The sequence below is a fragment of the Flavobacterium sp. R1_16 genome (assembly GCF_057652095.1).
Genome location: NZ_JBYFCG010000006.1, coordinates 53,857 through 76,885 on the forward strand (window position 1 = coordinate 53,857; position 23,029 = coordinate 76,885).

17 protein-coding genes and 1 riboswitch are annotated in these 23,029 nt (G+C 33.3%); of the genes, 11 read left to right on the top strand and 6 right to left on the bottom strand.

Annotated elements, in window-relative coordinates; genetic code table 11:
* Positions 1-77: 77 nt before the first annotated feature.
* Positions 78-506, bottom strand: coding sequence for a hypothetical protein (locus AC23L6_RS10710; RefSeq protein ID WP_487562435.1), 429 nt, complete (start codon positions 504-506; stop codon positions 78-80).
* Between the two features lie 78 nt (positions 507-584).
* Complete coding sequence (thrA, locus tag AC23L6_RS10715; RefSeq protein ID WP_487562434.1) at positions 585-3,974, bottom strand: bifunctional aspartate kinase/homoserine dehydrogenase I; 3,390 nt, start codon at positions 3,972-3,974, stop codon at positions 585-587.
* A 77-nt stretch (positions 3,975-4,051) separates the two neighbouring features.
* Positions 4,052-4,158: riboswitch (SAM riboswitch) on the bottom strand.
* A gap of 338 nt (positions 4,159-4,496) precedes the next feature.
* Here thrA and metK point away from each other — a divergent pair.
* The 4 genes from metK (at position 4,497) to AC23L6_RS10735 (ending at position 8,659) form a co-directional block, all read left to right on the top strand.
* Positions 4,497-5,747: a methionine adenosyltransferase gene (gene metK / locus AC23L6_RS10720; RefSeq protein ID WP_487562433.1), complete on the top strand. Its 1,251-nt coding sequence runs from the start codon at positions 4,497-4,499 to the stop codon at positions 5,745-5,747.
* An 82-nt stretch (positions 5,748-5,829) separates the two neighbouring features.
* The gene (locus AC23L6_RS10725; RefSeq protein WP_487562432.1) at positions 5,830-7,200 is read left to right on the top strand and encodes an HTTM domain-containing protein; all 1,371 of its coding nucleotides are present in this window, start codon (positions 5,830-5,832) and stop codon (positions 7,198-7,200) included.
* Positions 7,201-7,298: 98 nt separating this feature from the next.
* On the top strand, positions 7,299-8,045 hold the full coding sequence (locus AC23L6_RS10730; RefSeq protein WP_487562431.1) for a hypothetical protein: 747 nt from the start codon (positions 7,299-7,301) through the stop codon (positions 8,043-8,045).
* Complete coding sequence (locus AC23L6_RS10735) at positions 8,045-8,659, top strand: deoxynucleoside kinase (RefSeq protein ID WP_487562430.1); 615 nt, start codon at positions 8,045-8,047, stop codon at positions 8,657-8,659. Before AC23L6_RS10730 ends, AC23L6_RS10735 begins: the two co-directional genes overlap by 1 nt.
* Before the next feature lie 67 nt (positions 8,660-8,726).
* Here the strand turns inward: AC23L6_RS10735 and AC23L6_RS10740 are convergent, their stop codons facing one another.
* From AC23L6_RS10740 to AC23L6_RS10755, 4 genes are all read right to left on the bottom strand, one after another.
* The gene (locus AC23L6_RS10740; protein WP_487562429.1) at positions 8,727-11,306 is read right to left on the bottom strand and encodes a sodium-translocating pyrophosphatase; all 2,580 of its coding nucleotides are present in this window, start codon (positions 11,304-11,306) and stop codon (positions 8,727-8,729) included.
* Positions 11,307-11,422: 116 nt separating this feature from the next.
* Positions 11,423-11,953 (bottom strand): inorganic diphosphatase, encoded by a 531-nt coding sequence (locus AC23L6_RS10745; protein ID WP_487562428.1) that lies wholly within the window; start codon positions 11,951-11,953, stop codon positions 11,423-11,425.
* A gap of 137 nt (positions 11,954-12,090) precedes the next feature.
* Entirely contained in the window at positions 12,091-14,586 is a 2,496-nt protein-coding gene (locus AC23L6_RS10750; RefSeq protein ID WP_487562427.1) for a DUF5686 and carboxypeptidase-like regulatory domain-containing protein, read from the bottom strand.
* Positions 14,587-14,715: 129 nt separating this feature from the next.
* On the bottom strand, positions 14,716-15,693 hold the full coding sequence (locus tag AC23L6_RS10755) for a pyruvate dehydrogenase complex E1 component subunit beta (protein ID WP_487562426.1): 978 nt from the start codon (positions 15,691-15,693) through the stop codon (positions 14,716-14,718).
* Between the two features lie 288 nt (positions 15,694-15,981).
* Here AC23L6_RS10755 and AC23L6_RS10760 point away from each other — a divergent pair, with 288 nt between their 5' ends.
* From AC23L6_RS10760 to AC23L6_RS10790, 7 genes are all read left to right on the top strand, one after another.
* Positions 15,982-16,728, top strand: a complete 747-nt coding sequence (locus AC23L6_RS10760; protein WP_487562425.1) for an electron transfer flavoprotein subunit beta/FixA family protein — start codon at positions 15,982-15,984, stop codon at positions 16,726-16,728.
* A gap of 143 nt (positions 16,729-16,871) precedes the next feature.
* Positions 16,872-17,837 carry an electron transfer flavoprotein subunit alpha/FixB family protein gene (locus AC23L6_RS10765; protein ID WP_487562424.1) on the top strand — a complete coding sequence of 322 codons (966 nt, stop codon included), beginning with the start codon at positions 16,872-16,874 and terminating at the stop codon, positions 17,835-17,837.
* 129 nt (positions 17,838-17,966) lie between these two features.
* A complete protein-coding gene (locus tag AC23L6_RS10770; protein ID WP_487562423.1) occupies positions 17,967-18,593 on the top strand; it encodes a bifunctional nuclease family protein in 627 nt (208 codons plus the stop codon).
* Between the two features lie 90 nt (positions 18,594-18,683).
* Positions 18,684-19,508, top strand: a complete 825-nt coding sequence (locus AC23L6_RS10775) for a thymidylate synthase (RefSeq protein ID WP_487562422.1) — start codon at positions 18,684-18,686, stop codon at positions 19,506-19,508.
* Between the two features lie 278 nt (positions 19,509-19,786).
* Positions 19,787-20,683, top strand: a complete 897-nt coding sequence (locus tag AC23L6_RS10780; RefSeq protein WP_487562421.1) for a MerR family transcriptional regulator — start codon at positions 19,787-19,789, stop codon at positions 20,681-20,683.
* A gap of 39 nt (positions 20,684-20,722) precedes the next feature.
* A complete protein-coding gene (locus AC23L6_RS10785; RefSeq protein ID WP_487562420.1) occupies positions 20,723-22,183 on the top strand; it encodes a phytoene desaturase family protein in 1,461 nt (486 codons plus the stop codon).
* A gap of 4 nt (positions 22,184-22,187) precedes the next feature.
* Complete coding sequence (locus AC23L6_RS10790; RefSeq protein ID WP_487562419.1) at positions 22,188-23,027, top strand: phytoene/squalene synthase family protein; 840 nt, start codon at positions 22,188-22,190, stop codon at positions 23,025-23,027.
* Positions 23,028-23,029: the final 2 nt, after the last annotated feature.

Here is a 23,029-nt window from a genome sequence, read left to right on the forward strand (position 1 = left end):
TAACTAAAAATAATAAATTTCAATTAACCAAAAAAAACCTATTACTTTAAATCCCTAATATGCATTAGTTTCTTATTTTACCATTCTCTCCACTCTTCAGTTATATCTTCGTCTCTTTCATTATAACCTTTAAGATGTCCTGCTAAGATTATAATGTTAGCAATTTGTTCTCTTTGGTCAGTTTCAATTAATTCATTTCCACAATCTTCATTAAGTTCATTGAGCTTTATTACAATATTTTTAACTATTTTTAATCCAGCTTCTTTATTTTTTGATTGAGCGATATCATATAGAAAAGCATCTATTAATTTCAAACATTTTTCAACTTCTTTTTCTGAATATTCAGTTTCTCCTGACTGAATATATTCTGTCATTCCAATTTTTAAACTCTCTAAACCTTGTTTAATTTCCTCGTCTAAATTTAATTTTAGTGATGTTGATTTTTTATCTTTTTTGTATGCATAGTAAGTATAAATTAATACTATTAAAATCCCATAAATCACCATATTAAATATCTTTTAACGAGTTATTGAATTCATCTCCAGTTGACCAAAATAAAAAATAACAAATGACTAAACATTATTCTACCCTTTTTCTGATAATCTCAAAATATCTCCAAAAACACCACGTGCAGTAACTGCTGAACCTGCTCCTGCTCCTTGAACAACAATAGGTCTGTCTCCATAGGATTCTGTGTAAATTTCGAAGAAAGAATCTGAACCTTTTAACCCGCCCAAAGCAGTATCTGAAGGTACAGAAACCAATTTCACTTCAAGATTTCCTTTATCCTGTTGCAAATCTCCTGATAATTCTCCAATATATCGCAAAACATGATTCGGATTTTGATTTTGTTTTATCTCAGCATATATAGCATCTAATTCTTGTAATCTTCCAAGGAATCCTGCCTTATCTCCTTCTCTTAAATGTTCAGGAATTAGATTTTGAATAGCAATTTCTTCAAACTCATTCTGTAAATCGAGTTCTCTTGCCAAAATTAACAACTTTCTTCCCACATCATTTCCACATAAATCTTCGCGTGGGTCTGGCTCGGTAAAACCTTTGTCGATAGCTTCTTGTAACACTTGGCTAAAAGGACGATCTTCTGCAGAAAAAATATTGAATAAATAACTCAAAGTTCCTGAGAACACTCCTTTTATCTTAGTTACATTTTCACCTGAAAGATGTAATAATTTAATAGTGTCAATAAGCGGTAATCCAGCGCCAACATTGGTTTCATACAAATAATTCTTTTGATTATCTGCCAAAACTTCTCTCAATTTTTTATAAAATTTATAACTCAACGTATTGGCTACCTTGTTGGAAGAAATCAAATCAAAACTACTTTCAATTAAATCAATATAATTCTCAACAAATGAAGCGCTAGCTGTATTATCAATAGCTATTAAATTTTCTAAATGATTCTCGCTAGCATAAGTTATTACATCATTGATGGTGTATAAAACGCCATTATTCGAAATTTCGTTTTTCCAATTTGATGATACTCCGTTTTTGTTCAACAGCACTTTTTTAGAATTCGCTATAGCAAAAACGTTCAATTTAATTCCCTTTCTTTTTTCGATAGTATCGGCTGATTCTAAAATCTGATTGATTAAAGTTCCTCCTACTAAACCGTGTCCGAAAATGGCAATATTTATTTTCTTTGAAACTCCAAAAATTCCTCCGTGAATTACGTTCAAAGCTTTGTGAAGTTCGGATTTTTTCACCACCAAACTTACATTTTTACCAGTAACCGTATTATTGAAAAGAATCGGAACAATCTTATTTTTTATCAATGCCGTATAAGGCTTGTGGAAAGTGCTTAAATCCTGACCAATGATAGAAATTACAGAAACATTATCGGTTACCGATATCCTATTGACATCCTTAGAATAAAAATCATTTTCGAATTCTTTTTCCAATTCAATCATTGCTTTGGAGGCTTTATCAGCGGCAACCACTAATCCAATTCCTCTTTCTGAAGAGCCTTGTGAAATAATGCTCACGCTAATGTCATTATCGCCCATCACTTTAAAAATTCGAGCATCAACACCCGTTTTTCCTAGTAATCCTCTACCTTCAAGGTTTACTAATGCAACATTTTCAAGAACAGAAAGTGTTTTAATTCCCTCTTTATTTGATTTTGAAGTGATTAATGTTCCTTGATTTTCGTGATTAAACGTATTTAAAATTCGAAGCGGGATATTTTTCTCTAATAACGGTATGATTGTTTTGGCGTGTAAGATTGTCGCTCCAAAATTGGCAATCTCATTTGCTTCGTTAAACGATAAAAAGTCGATTTTTTTTGCATCAGGAACCAAATCTGGATTGGCAGTGTAAATTCCGTCTACATTAGTATAATTCTGAAGTTCCTCGGCATCAATATAATTAGCAATCAAAGAAGCGGTATAATTACTTCCATTTCTACCTAAAGTAGTTGTTTCATTATTTGCATTTGAACCAATAAAACCAGTTATAATATTTACCGTTTTGTCATTTTGTTTGAAATACTGTATGACATTTTTCTTTGAAATTTGTTCTAAAGGTTGGGCGTCACCAAATTTAGAATCGGTTTTAATTAACTCCCTTGTATCGGCAAATTTGGCGTTTACACCTCTTTGGTTTAAAACTGCAGAAAGTAATTTTGCCGAAATTACTTCACCTTGAGCCAAAACCTGATCTTTAATTTTATTACTAAAATCGCCTATTAAACTAACACCTTCAAAAAGTTTGTCTAATGTTGCAAATTCCACAGAAAGATCTACATCAGTATAATTGTCTTGCTGATAGGCTTTAAAACTTTCTAGAAGCGGTTTATAATTCCCATTTTTAGCGGCTATAGTCAAAATATCCTCTAACTCATCTGTAGCGTTTCCTCTGGCAGAAACTACGACTGCAATGTTTTCACCCTTATTTTTTTTATCAATAATAATTTCTAAAACTCTATTGATTCCTTCACCATTCCCTAGAGATTTTCCTCCAAATTTTACTATTTTCATTCTATTTTTTTTATTTTTAAAAACTACATCTAAAAGCGTATTCAGCTGCTCGTATTCCATCAAAAAGGCGTCGTGCCCGTGTTGTGAATCGATTTCACCGTAATACACATTGTTTTTGAATTTTTTAATTTCGTTGTACGTTTCTCTATTTTCATTGGCCGTAAAAAACAAATCTGAATTAATTCCAATAATGTAAATATTGGCTTCAACTGCCTCAATTATTTCTTCAAATGAATCTCGATTTCTAGTAATGTCAATCGTTTTCAACAACTGATTCATCATCTTGTATGCCGAAAGTTGAAACCTATTGTGTAATTTTTCTCCGTGGTGATTTAACCAACTCTCTACATTAAATAGGGTTTCATCATCGTTCACTTTTCTTTGAAATTTTTCTTTGAATGATTCTGGTGTTCTATAGCACATCATTGCATGAATTCGCGCATCTTCAATAGGATTCCTTGAATTATTAAGAATTTTTTCTTGCAAATAGCAATTGGCAATTAACCAATCTGTCGATTTCCAATCGGTAGCAATAGCAATTAAATTTTGAGTTAATTTAGGCTCGATTGCAATCATCTCCCAGGCTATTCCGCCTCCTACAGAACCACCAATCAAAGCGAATAGATCATTAACTTTTAAAAAACTCAACCCTTCAATAAATAATCTAGCGATATCTCTAGCTGTAAAGTCACGATAGTTATCGATTATTTTTCCGTCAAATCCATTTCCAGGTACATTAAAAGCTAAAATCGTATATTTAGAAGTGTCAATAGTTTTGTCAATTCCAATGAGTTCATTCCACCATCCATTTTCTCCAATCACTTGAGAATTTCCTGTTAAAGCATGATTTACTAAAACAATTGGAGCAGTATTTAAGGCTAAACCAAAAACTTGATAACTCAGATTGATATGCGCATAAAAAGCACCGTTATCGGTAGTAAAATTATGTACTAAAATAGAGTTTAATTTATTTTCCAATTTCAAATCTGTTATTATTTTTTTGATTTGTATTTGAAAATGGTATAAAGGAAAGCTAGAAATACTAGGAGAACTTGGTGTTATCTTTTCCGCAGTGGCGGATAGAATGTAGCACCTTTTCCGCATGGCGAAGAGGTTGCTAAGCTTTCACAGGGTCTATTCCCTCGGGCTTTCTTTATAACATTTCAATACGTTTCTGAACTTTGAAGGCACAAATTAACTACTATTTTTTTTAACAAACAAATTTTTGCCTTATTTGATTTTTACTATTTCATTCAAAAAAACACAAGCATGTCGCAAATTAAACTTTTATCATACAGTTCACTATCTTAAAAATCAAAAAAAAGTAAAGATTAATTTGCAATTCAAATTCGTTTCATACATTTGCAGTCGAATAATTTTAGAGGAAAAATTTGACCTGATTGCAACCTCGTTAAAAAAATGCTAAAGCAGCAATTCTACTTTAGTTATTTTTAGCAATTACATTTTTTACTCACTTAATTTTAAAACTATATTATTACTATGGCTTATTTATTTACGTCAGAATCTGTAAGTGAAGGACATCCAGACAAAGTTGCAGATCAGATTTCGGATGCTCTAATTGATAACTTTTTAGCATTTGATTCAGAATCTAAAGTAGCTTGTGAAACATTGGTAACAACGGGTCAAGTTATTTTGGCTGGTGAAGTAAAATCAGACACCTATTTAGATGTTCAACAAATTGCAAGAGATGTTATAAAAAAAATAGGATATACCAAAAGCGAATACATGTTTGAAGCTCATTCCTGTGGTGTGCTTTCAGCTATTCATGAGCAATCAGCAGATATCAATCAAGGGGTAGATAGAGCTAGTAAAGAGGAACAAGGTGCAGGCGACCAAGGGATGATGTTTGGTTATGCTACAAATGAAACCGAAAATTATATGCCTCTTGCCTTAGATTTGTCACATAAATTACTTCAAGAGTTGGCTGCTTTGCGACGTGAGAACAAAGAAATTACCTATCTACGTCCTGATGCAAAATCGCAAGTAACATTAGAATATAGCGATGACAATAAACCTGTTCGCATTGATGCCATAGTAATTTCTACTCAACACGATGATTTTGACGAAGAATCAGTAATGTTAGCAAAAATAAAATCAGATTTAATTGGTATTTTAATTCCAAGAATTATCAAACAAAATCCACAATACGCTCACTTATTTAACGACAAAATCACATACCATATCAATCCAACAGGAAAATTCGTAATTGGAGGACCTCATGGCGATACAGGATTAACAGGAAGAAAAATTATTGTTGACACTTATGGTGGAAAAGGAGCGCACGGTGGTGGAGCATTTTCAGGAAAAGATCCAAGTAAAGTAGATCGAAGTGCTGCTTATGCTACACGCCATATTGCAAAAAATCTCGTGGCTGCTGGAGTAGCAGACGAAATTTTAGTTCAAGTTTCCTACGCAATTGGAGTAGCAAAACCTATGGGGATTTTCATTGAAACCTATGGAACTTCAAAAGTAAATCTAACCAATGGTGAAATTGCTAAAAAAGTAGAAGCTCTTTTTGATATGCGACCTTATTTTATTGAGCAGCGTTTAAAATTAAGAAATCCTATTTATAGTGAGACAGCGGCATACGGTCACATGGGGCGTAAACCTGAAACTGTAACCAAAACTTTTTATGGTCCTGGAGGAAATAACAAAACCGTTACTGTTGAATTGTTTACTTGGGAAAAATTAGATTATGTGGATGCTATTAAAAAAGCATTCGGATTGTAATCTGTAAATACTATTTTTTTAAAAGCCTGATTAAATAATTTAGTCAGGCTTTTTTGTTAATTTGCATTACTAGAAAATTAAAATGAGTCTACTATTCAATTGTACAGTAAAAAGGATTGGAAATTTTACAATTCGTAATGAAGCTGCTTTATTGCTTTTAACGCTATTCAACTGTGCTCTTTTGATGAATTTTCATGATATGTTTTGGAATAGACCAATCATGGTTGGGTTGTTACTTGTATCAGTTATTGTAAATTTAATATCTTTTAGAATTTGGATTGCTGCAGTTGGAAGTATATGTATTAGTCTTATTTTTTTTGCAATACGATTTCCAAGATTAGCTAACCATGCTACTATTGAATTCTCTGTTGAAATAGCTATTCTTTTACTTTTGCTTTTCAGATTTTTTAATTCGAAAGTAAAAATCCCACCTCAGTTTATTGGATATTTGTTTAGGGTAGCCGTTGTAACAATTTATTTCTATACTGGCTTTCATAAATTAAACACCGATTTTTTTAATCCTTGTGTGAGTTGTGTTAATGAAATCAACGACTATATATTGGGAAACTTTATTGGAACTAAAATAACTATTTCTGATAACTTATCATTGCTATTTCAATATGCCACTATAGTAATTGAGATGATACTGCCCTTTGGTTTATTTTTTCATCAAACGAGAAAGATAACTGCCATTTTACTCCTGATTTTTCATTTATACTTGAATTTCGCTGTTTATGCCGATTTTAGTGCTCTTGCTTTGTTTTTAATCCTTGGAAGCATTTTGGATTATGAATCAAAAACAATGAATCAAAAAATTATCCAATCACTTACCTATTATATACTTTTTACTTTGTTGGCTTTTGCAAGTAGACAGTTAATGATAAAATATAATTTTAACCCTTATTACTTCGGATTTATTGAAGGTAGTATTTTCAATATTGGTTGGATTATTTTTCTGTACTTGTTCTTCAAGAATTATGAAAATACAATTTATTCGTATCAAAAGAATTTTACTTTACCCCTATCAGTTTGCTTTATTCTGATTAGTTTTTGGACGTTGCGCTCTTACATTGGTCTAGGGAATTCAGGAAATCTTACCATGTTTAGCAACTTGAGTACTGAAAAAGGGAGTAGTAATCATTTACTAATTAACACCAAGTATACTAAAATAGTTGATTTTGAAGAAGATAATGTTCTCATATTACAACTTCATGATACTTTGAACAGACACAAGTTGGAAAACTTTAGAATCCCAATTTCAGAATTCCGATTTCTAAGTAATGATTGGAGTAAGAGATATAAGATAAAATTAAATTGTGTCTTGGTGTATAAAAAAGACACATTGCATATTGATGACTTAAAAAATTCTTCGTTTTCCGAGACCAAATGGTGGTATAAATATCTTTATTTCAGGAAAATTCAAACTGAAGGTCCAATCAAATGCCAATGGTAAAATTAACTTGTTGGAAACTCAATAAATGAACTAGATAATGTAATTTAGTGTTTATGAAAAAAGCCCTCTTACTCATAGTATTTTTCCAATCAATAATAATGTTTAGTCAAGAAACTAAATTAAAAATCTTCCTTATTGATTCTGTAAAAATTGATGCTGATTCTTATATCGGCAATGATTCATTTGGAGCGTATTATTTTATAAAAAATAACATTCTCATAAAAAAAACCAAATCCAAAATTTATCAATATAAAAACCTTTCCTTAAGCACTATTTCAAAAGTTGATATTCAGAATCCTCTGAACTTAGTTTTATTTTACGAAGCTTTCAACACGGTCATTCTTCTTGACAACCAACTCAATGAAATCCGAAAAATCAATTTTTCCGAGTACAGCTCGCCTATTCTGACTACTGCTAGTGGATTAGCCTTTGGAAACAGACTGTGGATGTATAACAGCCTATCACAGCAAATAGGTTTATTTGACTTTACAAAGTCAGAATTCGCACCCATAACAACTTCTTTTGAAGGAAACATTGCCTTTTACACTACTAATTATAACTATTTTCATTGGATTGATGGGAAACAAAACTGGAATACCTGCAATATTTATGGTAAAATAACTAATCGAGGTAAAATTCCAGATTTTGATCAACTTCAACTTATCTCTGACACAGAAGTAATTGCAAAAAAAGGGGAAACACTATATTATTTCTCATTGAATGAAAACAAAATGAATGTAATCACAACAGTTAAAAAAACCTTTAAAAATTTCTATTATAAAGACCATATTTTGTCTATTTTTACAAACGAAGGAATTACAAACTATAAAATTACCATACCATAATGCACATAGCTATAGCTGGGAATATTGGCGCAGGAAAAACAACATTGACTCGTTTGTTGGCAAAACATTTCAAATGGGAACCTCATTTTGAGGATGTAGTTGACAATCCTTATTTGGATGATTTTTATCACCAAATGGAGCGTTGGTCATTTAATTTACAGATTTATTTTCTCAACAGCCGATTCAGACAGATTCTACAAATTAGAGAAAGTGGAAAAAAGATTATTCAAGACAGAACCATTTATGAAGATGCACATATTTTTGCTCCTAATCTTCATGCGATGGGATTAATGACCAATCGTGATTTTCAAAACTATTCCTTATTATTTGAACTAATGGAAGGTTTAGTTGGTGCCCCAGATTTATTGATTTATTTAAGAAGTTCTATTCCAAATCTTGTTGGACAAATTCATAAACGCGGTCGCGAATATGAAAATACCATATCTATTGATTACTTAAGTCGGTTAAACGAACGTTATGAAGCATGGATTCATACTTATAATAAAGGTAAGTTACTAATTATAGATGTTGACCAATTGAATTTTGTAGATAACCCTGAAGATTTAGGAATCATCATCAACAAAATCAATGCAGAGATAAACGGTTTGTTCTAAAATCATTTTACAATATAAAAAAAATGCCTCACTAGTGTGAGGCATTTTATATTAAATATAAATCATCTTATTTCAACGCATCCACTTTAGCTTTTACTTCAGCCTCAGTGCCCTCAAAAGTTTGAGTAGTTGACTTATCATCAACAGTAGTTGTTATAGTAGCTTTAGATTTTCCGTTCGTGTTGGTTATTTCAACTCTAACATCTTTACTGGAACTAGTAGCAGCAACTTCTTTTTTTGCACAACATGATTTTCCTTTAGAAGGAGCAATAAATTTTCCATCAGCATCATAATGAGACATACAAGCTTCTTTTTGAGCAGCGTTACATCCTAAAGAATCGCACATGGCTGCACATTCTTCTTTAGTCATGGTAGCACATTTACTCATGTCGCATTTACCCATCATTTCACCTTCTTTACACTCCATTTTCATTTCCATAGTGCATTCCATTTCTTTAGTTCCGCCTTCGTGACCTGCACCTAAAATTGGAGCAATTACTAATCCAATTAAACATGTTAATTTGATTAAAATATTCATAGATGGTCCAGAAGTATCTTTAAATGGATCTCCAACAGTATCTCCAGTTACAGCCGCTTTGTGCGCATCAGAACCTTTGTATGTCATTTCACCATTAATCATTACTCCAGCTTCAAAAGATTTTTTAGCATTGTCCCAAGCACCACCAGCGTTGTTTTGGAATACCGCCCAAAGTACACCAGAAACAGTAACACCTGCCATATAACCACCTAACATTTCAGCAATTAACTGGTTGTTATCTCCATAAACTAATTTACCTAACAATACAATTGCTATTGGGAAACCAATAGTTAAGATTCCTGGTAACATCATTTCGCGTAAAGCTGCTTTAGTAGAAATTTCAACACATTTACCGTATTCTGGTTTACCAGTTCCTTCCATGATACCTGAAATTTCTTTGAACTGACGACGCACTTCATATACCATATCCATAGCAGCTTTTCCAACAGAATTCATGGCTAAAGCAGAGAAAACGACAGGAATCATACCTCCAACAAACAACATCGCTAACACTGGAGCTTTAAAAATATTGATACCATCAATTCCAGTAAAGGTTACATAAGCAGCAAATAATGCTAATGACGTTAATGCCGCTGAAGCAATAGCAAATCCTTTTCCTGTTGCAGCAGTTGTGTTACCTACCGAATCTAAAATGTCAGTACGCGTACGAACTTCTTTTGGTAATTCGCTCATTTCAGCGATACCACCAGCGTTATCAGAAATTGGTCCAAAAGCGTCGATTGCCAACTGCATTGCTGTAGTTGCCATCATCGCAGAAGCTGCCAAAGCTACTCCATAGAAACCAGCTAATGCATAAGTAGCCCAAATAGCACCTCCAAATAACAATACTGTTGGGAATGTAGAAATCATACCTGTTGCCAAACCTGCAATAACGTTAGTTCCTGCACCAGTAGAAGATTTTTGTACGATGGCCAATACTGGTTTTGTACCTAAACCTGTGTAATATTCTGTTACAGATGAAATAGCTCCTCCAACAAACAATCCAATTAATGTTGCATAGAAAACACGCATTGAAGAAATGTCTTGTAAACCTTCACCAAAGTATTCCATTTTCATGGTTGCAGGCAACATATACTGAACTAAGAAAAAACAAGCAATTGCAGTTAATACGATAGAAACCCAGTTTCCAATATTTAATGCTTTTTGAACTTGTGCTTCTTTAGCATCGTCACTTGAAATTTTCACCAACATTGTTCCTATAATAGAAAACAAAATTCCAAAACCAGCAATTGCCATTGGTAGTAAAATTGGACCAATACCGTTGAAAGCATCTTCTATTTTACCTCCCATATCTTTGATAACATAGTTTCCTAAAACCATAGCAGCTAGAACCGTTGCAACATACGAACCAAATAAGTCCGCTCCCATACCAGCAACGTCACCCACGTTATCTCCAACATTATCTGCAATAGTAGCAGGATTTCTTGGGTCATCTTCTGGAATTCCAGCTTCTACTTTACCCACTAAGTCGGCACCAACATCAGCAGCTTTGGTGTAGATACCACCACCCACACGTGCAAACAAAGCGATAGATTCAGCCCCTAGAGAGAAACCTGCTAATGTTTCCAAAACAACGGTCATGTCTTCAGTGTTTGTCCAAACACCGCCCATGAATTTTTGGAATAATATAATAAAGAACCCTGTCAAACCTAGAACTGCTAAACCAGCAACTCCTAATCCCATTACTGTTCCTCCACCGAAAGAAACCTTCAGTGCTTGCGGCAAACTACTACGAGCGGCTTGTGTAGTTCTTACGTTAGTTTTGGTAGCGATTTTCATTCCCATATTTCCAGCTAGAGCAGAGAAGAATGCACCAAAAACAAATGCAATTACAATTAACAAATGTGTTTTAACTCCTGGTAAAAAAGTAATTCCAGCCAAAGCCAAACTCGCAACTACTACGAAGATTGCTAATAATCTGTATTCTGCTTTGAGGAAAGCCAAAGCGCCTTCATAGATATAATCTGAAATTTCTTTCATCTTTCCATCTCCAGCGTCTTGTTTTAAAACCCAAGATCTTTTGATTGCCATAAAAGCCAATCCTAATAATGCCATAACGATAGGCACATAAATCATCATTGATTCCATATTGAATTTATTGGTTGTTAAATTAGTTGGTTGCAAATGTAACGAAACAGAAATAAATAAAAAAGCAATATTCTAATCTGAATATTGCTTTATATATAATAATTTATATTAAAAATTTATTTTATGCTAAATAAGCCCTCTGATTTATTCTCAATTTGATTGAATCGTTCAGTACATTCTTTGATAATTGCGTAGGCTTCATTCACATCACCCCAACCTTCTACATCAACTTGCTTGTGCTCCAAATCCTTATATACCTGAAAAAAATGTTCTATCTCCTTCAACAAGTGTGGATTGATATCTGATAAATTCTCTAATTTATTCCAAATTGGGTCTGAAACAGGTACACAGATTACTTTTTCATCAGGTCCTTTATCATCGGCCATGTGAAAAACACCTATTGGTTTTACTTCCATTACGCAACCTGGGAACGTAGGCTCGTTTATTAAAACAAGTACATCTAGTGGATCTCCATCTAGTGCTAATGTTTCTGGGATAAAGCCATAATCTGCAGGGTACATCATAGATGAGAATAGCATCCTGTCGAAACGCATTCTCTTAATTTCAAAATCATACTCGTATTTGTTTCTGCTACCCCTTGGTATTTCAATTAATACGTCAAAAGTTTTTAATTTGTCTGCCGTCATTTTCTAATATACTTTTCTGTGTTTTTTTAAAGTCGCAAAAATAAGCAAACTATAGCTTTTCACCATAAAAAAGTAACTTTATCGTCTATTACGATTTCGATGAAAGCATAAAAAGCAGTTTTTCCTTTTTAAACTGACTAAAAATAAAACCCAAAAGAGCCTTTTACAGTAAATTGATTGGTTTCAGGAATGTTTAGGTAGCTTCCTCTCCATGCAAAGTCAATTCGAAACACTTTAAAAATATTTCCAATCCCGGCGCTGTACTCCCAGTAAATATCTTCTGGTGCTTTATATTGTAGTCCTGATGCATTAATTCCTCGATTTGCATCTGATAAAGTACCATAAACACCTCGAGCTCCAATAATTTCTCTCCAATTGAGTTTTCTCATAAATGGAATTCTTGAAAACAACCTACCATTAAAATTGTGTTCCCATTGCAAAGTGGCATATTGATCGGAGACGAACTCGTAGAAATTTAAATTGCTAAACGTGTTTTCGATATTAAAGTATGTCTGATTTCCCGGAATTACACTTAACAAACCTAATGGAACTGTTCCAAAAGTTTTTCCTAACTCTACAATAATATTAGTACGACCTAAAGGACCTATAATAATAGGTTGCTTATAATACAATTGAAGCTTTTCATATTTAAAATCACTATTTAAAACTCCTTTGAAACCGTGACTGTAATTGACAAATAATCGACTGTACGGACTATCGACAACGTTGCGTTCTACACCAAAACCAATTGTTTTTCTGTTAGGTGTATATTCAATTTGAATATTCGCCTCCGACTGTTTCACATCGCTTTTTACTGTTCCAAGTGGATTTGTACTATTTGGCATAGTAGTGTAGTAATCCAAACTAAAAGTTGGCGAAGCAGATTCTAATGTTCTGTACGAAAGCCCTGCGAGGAAAGTTAAATTTTTTACTGGCTCAATTTCGACAGCTACATTGCTTAAGTTGATATTGGTTAATTTCCCATTACTTCCCGTTGTAAACAGTGCTGAAGAAGCAAAACTTCTACCTAAAACATCATTTGTTGTTGTAAGGCTTGCGCCAATTTGTTCAATATCTCGTCTATTTCCTCCCGAGACAATGATACGGTTTCTTTTATTCAACATCCATTTACCTGAAATCCCGTATTTGAATTTATTATCATCAAACCCATAGGCCGTAAACCCTTGTAAACGCCAAGTATCATTTGGACCAAAATAGGTTCTTCCTCCTACTCGCATTCGAATTCCTTCCACTTCATTGAATCCAAAAGTGGAGAAAATAGGACCATAATCAAAATGTCCAAATTGGATGTAGCCGCTTCCAAGAATAGAGACTAGGTTGTAAATTTGCTTGAATTTCTTGACTGTCTGCAAAGTATCGAGCATTTTGTATACTCCTAATTCATCTTTACTCAATTCCTCAAATCGATTGGTTTTCCAATATTCATCAGATTTGTTGTATACCTCATTATCGATAAAGTTCACTTCATCTTTATAAAAAGCAACAGGCTTTTCTTCATTAAATTGATGATTCCGATATAGAGTAGTTCGTTTTCCGTAAACACCTTTAGATTCTTCTTTTTTGTTCAAGGCAAAATCAGACATCATGTAATCTCTGGTTAGTAAAAAAACCGAATCGTTCATGACATCAAATTCTTGCTCAATGTAAATGTCCTTAACCCAGTTAATATTGGCACTCTTGGATACTGCCATATTTATTTTCTTGATAGCAAATGTAGTATCGTTAACCCAAAAATCTCCCTTGAATGTTAACTCATTTTTTCTTCTAGGGTAAAACACAATATTGTAACACCATTTCTCATTGATATATGCACTATCTTTTAAAACATAGTTATAGGTATCAATTCCTGTTCTTGATAATGGGCTTGTAAAACTCTTGTCAAAAAAAGTAAGGTGATTGTTGTAAATATCAAAATCTGAATATAAGTCTTTGACAAAAGCTAAAATTTGCTGGTTGCCATTGAAACCTGAAGTTTTATTAGCTTTTAGTTTTTCTTTTACTCTATCGAGTTTATTGTCTCCATTAACATCATAAATGGATTCATTGATAAAAATTGGTAAATACGTCTTTCCTGTAACTTTGGAAGTATCCATTTGATTGAAAATAAACTCCATTCCTTTGAAAAGTTTATTCTTCATAAAAGCACTATCGATAGAGTTCATATCAAACTCGACCTTTTCATACTTCTCCATTTGGTATTGATTAAAGATACGCAAACCATTTCTGCGCTTTCTTTCCCAGATTTTCCTCAAAATATCCAATGCAGGATTATTCTTTTTTGATGTTTTTCCGGTATAAATCACCACTTCATTTAGTTGTTGTCCATCACTCAATTGAATTTTAAAATTATAATTAACTGATTTTGTTAGAGGAACAACTTTAGTTTCAAATCCAACAAATGAAACTACAAGAGCCGCATAGGTATTTGATGATTCGATGTAAAAACGACCGTCTTCATTAGTTACTGTACCTATTGTTGAATTTTTGAAAACCACATTAGCATAAGGCACAGGCTGATTGGTATTGTCTACCACTACCCCACTAACTTTAGTTTGTGAGACAACTAAATTTACTACTGCTAAAAATGCTATAAGGAATATATTTTTTTTCATAAGCAAAAAACTTCATCCAATCGACTCAGATGAAGTTTCAAATATAGTTATTTTGCATTTGAGATTGCGAGTCTTTTTAATTTCTAAAGCATGAATTTTAGTTATCAATTCAACTCGCAAGTGCATCATTTATTTGTATAATACTTTTTTTACTGCTTTTACCACATCTTTTGCATTTGGCAACCATTCTTTCAACAAGGTTGGAGAATAAGGTGCTGGAGTATCAGCAGTTGTAATTCGTTGAATTGGAGCATCTAAAAAATCAAAAGCGCGTTCTTGAACGATATATGTAATTTCAGAGGAAACACTAGCAAATGGCCAAGCTTCTTCTAGAATAACCAATCGGTTTGTCTTTTTTACAGAAGTCAAAATTGTTTCATGATCCATTGGACGTACCGTTCTCAAGTCAATTATTTCACAAGAGATTCCCTCTTTAGCCAATTCATCTGCGGCTATGAAAGCTTCTTTGATAATTTTACCAAAAGAAACTATGGTTACATCAATACCTTCTCTTTTCACATCGGCTACACCAATTGGAATAGTATATTCCCCTTCTGGAACTTCACCTTTATCTCCATACATTTGCTCTGACTCCATAAAAATTACAGGATCATTGTCACGAATTGCAGATTTCAATAATCCTTTGGCATCATAAACTGTAGATGGAACAATTACTTTTAATCCTGGAGTATTGGCATACCAATTTTCAAATGCCTGAGAGTGTGTCGCTCCCAATTGTCCCGCAGAGGCAGTAGGGCCACGAAAAACCATTGGCATAGGAAACTGTCCAGCTGTCATCTGACGCATTTTTGCAGCATTATTTATAATTTGATCGATACCTACTAATGCGAAATTAAAAGTCATGTATTCTACAATTGGTCGACAACCGTTCATTGCAGAACCTACAGCAATACCAGCAAAACCTAATTCAGCGATTGGTGTATCAATAACTCTTTTTGGACCAAACTCTGCCAACATCCCTTTTGATGCCTTGTAAGCTCCATTGTATTCCGCTACTTCTTCACCCATCAAATAAACCGTTTCATCACGGCGCATTTCTTCACTCATCGCTTCACAAATGGCTTCTCTAAATTGTATCGTTCTCATATATTTATTGTATGTCTTTACTTTTTCGAAAAGCAAAAATAAATATTTTAAATTACTTAAAAGCATAAATTGTTTTAAAATAATATCCTAAATCCACAACTGAATTTTGAAGACTATTTTAATAGCAATGCTAATGGTTTTATATTAAATCAGTTCTTAGGAAAAATCTTTAGATGAGAAATTTGAATAAATTAAAATGTTTGCAAAATATTATGCGCGCATAGTATGTTATTCCAAATTATTATTCTAATTTTGTAGTTCATTTAGTAAAAACGAATCTAAAAAAACATGAAAATATTAGTTTGCATCAGTCATGTTCCTGATACTACTTCAAAAATTAATTTTACGGCAAATGACTCTGAATTTGACACTAACGGTGTACAATTTGTCATCAATCCTAATGATGAATTTGGCTTAACAAGAGCTATTTGGTTTCAAGAACAGCAGGGAGCTTCTGTGACAGTAATTAACGTAGGTGGCCCTGAAACAGAACCCACTTTGAGAAAGGCACTAGCAATTGGCGCTAACGAGGCTATTAGAATTAATGCAATTCCAACAGATGGTTTTTATGTAGCACAACAACTAGCAGAAGTGATTAAAACGGGAGAATACGATTTAATCATAGCTGGTAAGGAATCTTTAGATTACAATGGAGGTATGGTTCCCGGAATGATTGCAAGTCTTTTAGGTTACAATTTTTTAAACTCTTGTGTAGAATTGTCTGTTGATGGTAATTCTGTAAAAGCAGCACGAGAGATTGATGGAGGAAAAGAAATTGTTTCTACTTCGTTACCTCTAATCATTGGTGGACAAAAAGGATTGGTTGAGGAAAAAGACTTACGCATTCCTAACATGAGAGGTATCATGACAGCAAGAACTAAGGCTTTGACGGTACTTGAACCTATTTCATCTATTACTGAGACTAAGACAGTACAATTTGAAAAACCTGCACCAAAATCGGCAGTGAAATTAGTAAGTGCTGATAATTTAGACGAATTAATTAGTCTTTTACATAATGAAGCAAAAGTGATTTAAGATTTTAGATTGCAGTGTATAATCTAAAAATCATCTTACGTTAAAATCAAAGCACATAAATTTGAAATACAATCAATATAAATCAAGTTTTTAGTTTCCAGATTCTGAAATCTGAAATCTAAAATCTAAAATCTAAAATAATCATGTCTATACTTATATATGCAGAATCTGCTGAAGGAAAATTTAAAAAAGTAGCCTTAGAACTGGCTTCTTATGCAAAAAAAGTAGCAGATACCTTAGGTACTTCAGTAACAGCCTTAACTGTGAATACCACTGAGGTTTCCGAATTATCAAAATATGGAGTTACCAAAGTCATTAAAGTAAATGATGCTCAACTGTCTGGATTTTCTGCAAAGGCGTATTCGAAAGTACTTCAACAAGTCGCTCAAAAAGAAGGTGCAAAATTGGTAGTGTTATCTTCATCTACCGATAGCTTGTATCTTGCTCCTTTGTTAGCCGTATCGCTTCAAGCTGGCTTTGCATCGAATGTAATTGGGTTGCCTGTGAGCATGACTCCATTTCAAGTAAAAAGAACTGCTTTTTCAAACAAAGCCTTCAACATTACTGAAATTAGCACTGATATAAAGGTAATAAGCCTATCTAAAAATTCTTATGGTGTTTTTGAAAATGCTTCTACTTTAACAGAAGAAAATTTCAGTCCGTCCTTGGACAATTCCGATTTTGGAATAAAAATAGAATCAGTAGAAAAATCATCTGGAAAAGTTACTATTGCCGATGCTGATATTGTTGTTTCTGCGGGTCGTGGACTAAAAGGCCCTGAAAACTGGGGTATGATTGAAGAGTTGGCCTCTGTACTTGGAGCGGCAACTGCATGCTCTAAACCTGTATCTGATTTGGGCTGGAGACCTCACGGAGAACACGTTGGACAAACTGGAAAGCCAGTAGCTACAAATTTGTATATTGCTATTGGAATTTCGGGAGCTATTCAACATATTGCTGGAATTAATTCTTCAAAAGTAAAGTTGGTGATTAACACCGATGCTGAAGCTCCTTTCTTTAAAGTAGCCGATTATGGGGTTGTAGGTGATGCTTTTGAGGTGGTTCCTAAACTAATTGAAAAATTAAAGGCTTTCAAAGCACAAGGTTAATTTAGGACGATTAAAATAATTTCTACAAAATAAGGCTTTCTAAAGGTATAAATTTAGAAAGCCTTTCTAATTATTATTATGTTAGAAAATATTTTGTAATTTTATTTATTAGATTGTATTTTTGCAATTATGAGCTTAGTAAAATTAACTATAAAAGGAATTTCATACAGTCAGACTCAAAACGGTGCTTATGCCTTGATTCTGAATGAAGTGGATGGAGAGCGAAAATTACCAATTGTTATAGGAGCTTTCGAAGCTCAATCTATTGCTATAGCTTTAGAAAAAGAAATTAAACCTCCTCGTCCATTAACGCATGATTTGTTTAAGAATTTTGCCGATCGATTTGATATTTTAGTCAAACAAGTCATTATTCACAAATTGGTAGACGGTGTTTTTTATTCAAGTATCATTTGCGAAAGGGATAAAATTGAAGAAATTATTGATGCACGAACTTCAGATGCAATTGCCTTGGCTCTGCGTTTCAATGCTCCTATTTTTACTTATAAAAACATACTTGAGAAAGCCGGTATTTATTTGAAAACCAACCCTCTTGAAGCCAATACAACCTCACAGGATGCAGACAATGTTTTAAGCTCGCCAGAAGTGTTTGGGTCAGAGGAAAGTAATCAATCTGGTGACACTTATGCTAAACAAAGTCTTTCAGAACTTATTGAACTTTTGGAAGGAGCTGTTCAGGATGAAGACTATGAAAAGGCGGCTAAGATTAGAGATGAAATTTCTAGGAGAGAATCGTAAACTCGTGTTCGTTATTTAATTATTTTGTAAACAACTCGTTATAAATTTATCATCTAAAAACGAAGAAATTGCTTCGTTGCAGTTAGTACCATGAAACAATACCACGATTTAGTACGTCACGTTTTAGAAAACGGAACCCAAAAAGGCGATAGAACAGGAACTGGAACCAAAAGTGTTTTTGGGTATCAAATGCGTTTTGATTTGAGTGAAGGTTTCCCAATGGTTACTACCAAGAAATTGCATTTGAAATCCATCATTTATGAATTGCTTTGGTTTTTGAAGGGAGAAACTAACATCGCTTATTTAAAAGAAAACGGAGTTAAAATTTGGGATGAATGGGCCAATGAAGATGGCGAATTAGGACCTGTTTATGGTCATCAATGGCGCAATTGGAACAGTGAAGAAATCGATCAAATTACAGAGTTAATTGAAACACTGAAAAGCAATCCCAACAGCAGACGTATGTTAGTTTCTGCTTGGAACCCTTCCGTTTTACCAGACACTACAAAATCATTTGCTGAAAATGTAGCTAACGGGAAAGTGGCTTTACCTCCTTGTCATGCTTTTTTCCAATTTTATGTTGCCGATGGAAAACTGTCTTGTCAATTGTATCAACGCAGTGCCGATATCTTTTTGGGCGTACCATTTAATATTGCCTCTTATGCTTTACTCACAATGATGATTGCTCAGGTTTGCGATTTAGAAGCTGGAGAGTTCATCCATACCTTTGGCGATGCGCATATTTACAACAATCATTTTGAGCAATTGGAATTGCAATTGTCTCGCGAGCCCAAACCCTTACCAAAAATGATTTTAAACCCTGCTGTGAAAAACATTCTGGATTTTACTTTTGAAGATTTCACCCTTGAGGGTTATGAACCCCATCCTCATATTAAAGGTGCCGTAGCGGTGTAAGTTTTTTGACTATTTTTTTTGGTTTTGACTTTAGATTGTCTGAAATTGAAGTAGTCTTTTTTGGAGATAGTAATCTTTTGGTTTACGTACGCTCTATGTACATTATATTTTTTCATTTACTTCTTTTAAGTAACAACAAAAACAGGTAAACTAATATCCTTTTCTGGGTCTTTATTACATTAAATTACTGTCTCAGTATTATTTTAAATTTATTTTACAACAATCTCACATTAAACAAAATATTATTATTACTTTTGTTTAACAAATTTGAAATAAAGATGAACAATGTAAAAAATATATTTAGTATCAAGGATTTAGAAAACCTATCTGGCATCAAAGCGCACACGATTCGCATTTGGGAAAAAAGGTACAACATACTAGAGCCCATGCGAACAGATACTAACATTCGTTATTACGACCTCGCTAGTTTGCAAAAACTACTTAATATTACTTTGCTTCACAACCACGGTTATAAAATTTCTAAAATTTCTAAATATCCTGAACATTCTATTCCCTCTCTTGTAAAGGAAATTATTTCTGAAAAAAGTGCCAAACATCATGCTATCAATGCTTTTAAAATGGCAATGATGAATTTTGATCAGGCTTTATTTTTTAATACCTACAATAACCTATTATCGGAGAAATCATTTCGGGAAATTTTTTACGACGTTTTCCTTCCGTTAATGAATGAAATTGGACTTTTATGGCAGACGGATACACTCACACCCGCTCACGAACACTTTATCAGTTACCTCATAAAACAAAAAATTCTAATCAATACCGAAAAACTTCAAACTACGACACCTGTAAAAACAGACAAAGTGTTTGTATTGTATCTTCCTTACGGAGAAATTCATGAGCTGGGCTTGATGTATTTGAATTATGAGATTACCTACCATGGTTACAAATCGATTTACCTTGGCGAAAGTGTTCCAATTGATAGTTTGAGAGACATGAAAAAATACTTTGATTCTATTGTTTATGTATCCTACATGACAGTAGAACCAACCAAAGATGTTATTAATGATTACATTATGCAATTGCATCAAGAGGTACTTACAGAAGACTCTGAATTATGGCTTTTGGGAAGAATGGTTGAACACATTAAACCTGAAACACTATCGCCCAAAACAGTGACGTATCAATCTATTTCAGAATTAGTTAACAACCTCTAAAAATTAATTCAAGTATTGCATTTGCAGTCAAAACGAACCATGAAGAAAAATATAAAAATAATAGGATCTGGATTTTCTGCCCTATCAGCGTCTTGTTATTTGGCAAAAAAAGGTCATAAAGTGACCGTATACGAAAAAAACGCCACAATTGGAGGAAGAGCCCGACAATTAAAAAAAGAAGGATTTACCTTTGATATGGGTCCCAGTTGGTATTGGATGCCAGACGTTTTCGAACGATTTTTTGCTGATTTTGGTAAAAAACCATCCGATTATTATGAGCTGATCAAACTTTCACCTGCCTACAGAGTGTATTATGGCATCAATGATTTTATTACTATAGCTGATAATTTACCTGAAATAGTAGAAACCTTTGAAAAAATTGAAAAAGGAAGTGGTGCTATTCTTCAGGAATTTATGGATGAAGCCAAAAGTAACTATGATATCGCCATCAAAAATTTAGTATACCGACCAGGAGTTTCTCCATTAGAAATAATAACTCCCCAAACTGCATTGAAAGTAGGGCAATTTTTTAGTACCATTAGCAAAGACATTCGTAAAAAATTTAAAAATGAGCGTCTCATTCAAATCTTAGAATTTCCTGTACTGTTTCTTGGAGCAAAAGCGTCAGCAACACCTTCTTTTTACAGTTTCATGAATTTTGCCGATTTTGGTTTGGGTACTTGGCACCCAAAAACGGGAATGCATGATGTTGTAGCAGCGATGGAAAAACTGTCCTTAGAATTGGGTGTGAATTATCAGTTCAATGCTAACGTTGAAAAAATTATTGTAGAAAATAAAAAAACGACTGGCCTGGTCGTGAATGGAAAAACCATTAAGGCTGATATTATTGTGAGTGGTGCTGATTATCACTATACTGAAAGTTTACTCGATGAAAAATATCGTATGTATTCAGATAAATATTGGGAAGGCAGGGTTTTCGCTCCTTCTTCTCTATTATTTTACGTTGGATTCAATAAAAAAATTGAAAACATCTCTCATCATGCATTGTTTTTTGATGTGGATTTCGAACAGCATGCGGCGGCTATTTATGATAGACCTCGATGGCCAAGAGAACCTCTTTTTTATGCTAATTTCCCATCAATAACTGATGAAACAGCAGCCCCAAAAGGTATGGAATCAGGTTTCTTTTTAATTCCTCTTGCTCCTGGAATTATAGATACCGAAGAATTGCGTTCTGTATATTTTGATAAAATAATTGATCGATTTGAAAAACTTACCCAACAAAAAGTAAAAAATAATATTATCTTTAAAGAATCTTTTTGTAAAAATGATTTTGTTAAAGAATACAATTCCTATAAGGGTAATGCCTATGGAATGGCAAACACCTTGCTTCAAACCGCATTTTTAAGACCTAAATTAAAAAGCAAAAAGGTAACTAATTTATATTTTACAGGTCAATTAACGGTTCCAGGTCCTGGAGTACCGCCAGCTTTGATTTCTGGTAAGTTAGTATCCGAATTAATTGAAAAAAATAGTTAAGTTTATGAAATCCATTTTTGACAAAATTTCATTTGAATGTAGTAAGAATGTTACTCAAAACTACAGTACTTCTTTTTCTTCGGCTGTCAAGATGCTGGCTCCTAGCATCCGCCAAGATATCTATAATATATATGGATTTGTTCGCTTTGCTGATGAAATTGTTGATACCTTTCACGAGTACAACAAAGAAGAATTATTTCATCTCTTTGAGAATGATTTAAAATTAGCGTTGCAAAATAAAATTAGCTTGAATCCAATACTTAATTCTTTTCAAGATACCGTTACAAAATATTCTATCCCTAATGAATTGATAGATGCTTTTATGAAAAGTATGAAACTTGATTTAATTAAAACCGAATACAATAGCGTTGAAGAATACAATGACTATATCTATGGTTCGGCTGATGTAGTGGGACTTATGTGTCTAAAAGTCTTTGTAAAAGGCGATACTGTTCTCTATGAAAAATTAAAACATTCAGCTATGCGCTTGGGTTCTGCTTTTCAAAAAGTAAATTTTCTTCGGGATTTAAAAGCTGATTTTGAAGGCTTAAACCGTACATATTTCCCCAACACAGATTTAAACCAATTGGACGAAATCTCAAAAATGAAAATTATTGAAGAGATTGAAACTGATTTTAAAGCAAGCTATGAAGGTATCATACATTTACCCTTTGAAGCTAAGTTTGGTGTTTATACCGCTTATGTTTACTATAAAAAATTACTATCAAAATTAAAGAAAACTCCTTCATCCGAAATAAAAAATACTCGAATTCGAGTACCCGATTATGAAAAGTACGGACTTTTTGCGAAATGCTATTTTTCTTATAAACTAAATATAATTTAAAT

Excerpts from the sequence above, each read along its gene's own strand:
- AC23L6_RS10710 (WP_487562435.1), bottom strand. The coding sequence starts at position 506 with ATGGTGATTTATGGGATTTTAATAGTATTAATTTATACTTACTATGCA.
- metK (WP_487562433.1), top strand. The coding sequence starts at position 4,497 with ATGGCTTATTTATTTACGTCAGAATCTGTAAGTGAAGGACATCCAGAC.
- AC23L6_RS10725 (WP_487562432.1), top strand. The coding sequence starts at position 5,830 with ATGAGTCTACTATTCAATTGTACAGTAAAAAGGATTGGAAATTTTACA.
- AC23L6_RS10730 (WP_487562431.1), top strand. The coding sequence starts at position 7,299 with ATGTTTAGTCAAGAAACTAAATTAAAAATCTTCCTTATTGATTCTGTA.
- AC23L6_RS10735 (WP_487562430.1), top strand. The coding sequence starts at position 8,045 with ATGCACATAGCTATAGCTGGGAATATTGGCGCAGGAAAAACAACATTG.
- AC23L6_RS10740 (WP_487562429.1), bottom strand. The coding sequence starts at position 11,306 with ATGGAATCAATGATGATTTATGTGCCTATCGTTATGGCATTATTAGGA.
- AC23L6_RS10745 (WP_487562428.1), bottom strand. The coding sequence starts at position 11,953 with ATGACGGCAGACAAATTAAAAACTTTTGACGTATTAATTGAAATACCA.
- AC23L6_RS10750 (WP_487562427.1), bottom strand. The coding sequence starts at position 14,586 with ATGAAAAAAAATATATTCCTTATAGCATTTTTAGCAGTAGTAAATTTA.
- AC23L6_RS10755 (WP_487562426.1), bottom strand. The coding sequence starts at position 15,693 with ATGAGAACGATACAATTTAGAGAAGCCATTTGTGAAGCGATGAGTGAA.
- AC23L6_RS10760 (WP_487562425.1), top strand. The coding sequence starts at position 15,982 with ATGAAAATATTAGTTTGCATCAGTCATGTTCCTGATACTACTTCAAAA.
- AC23L6_RS10765 (WP_487562424.1), top strand. The coding sequence starts at position 16,872 with ATGTCTATACTTATATATGCAGAATCTGCTGAAGGAAAATTTAAAAAA.
- AC23L6_RS10770 (WP_487562423.1), top strand. The coding sequence starts at position 17,967 with ATGAGCTTAGTAAAATTAACTATAAAAGGAATTTCATACAGTCAGACT.
- AC23L6_RS10775 (WP_487562422.1), top strand. The coding sequence starts at position 18,684 with ATGAAACAATACCACGATTTAGTACGTCACGTTTTAGAAAACGGAACC.
- AC23L6_RS10780 (WP_487562421.1), top strand. The coding sequence starts at position 19,787 with ATGAACAATGTAAAAAATATATTTAGTATCAAGGATTTAGAAAACCTA.
- AC23L6_RS10785 (WP_487562420.1), top strand. The coding sequence starts at position 20,723 with ATGAAGAAAAATATAAAAATAATAGGATCTGGATTTTCTGCCCTATCA.
- AC23L6_RS10790 (WP_487562419.1), top strand. The coding sequence starts at position 22,188 with ATGAAATCCATTTTTGACAAAATTTCATTTGAATGTAGTAAGAATGTT.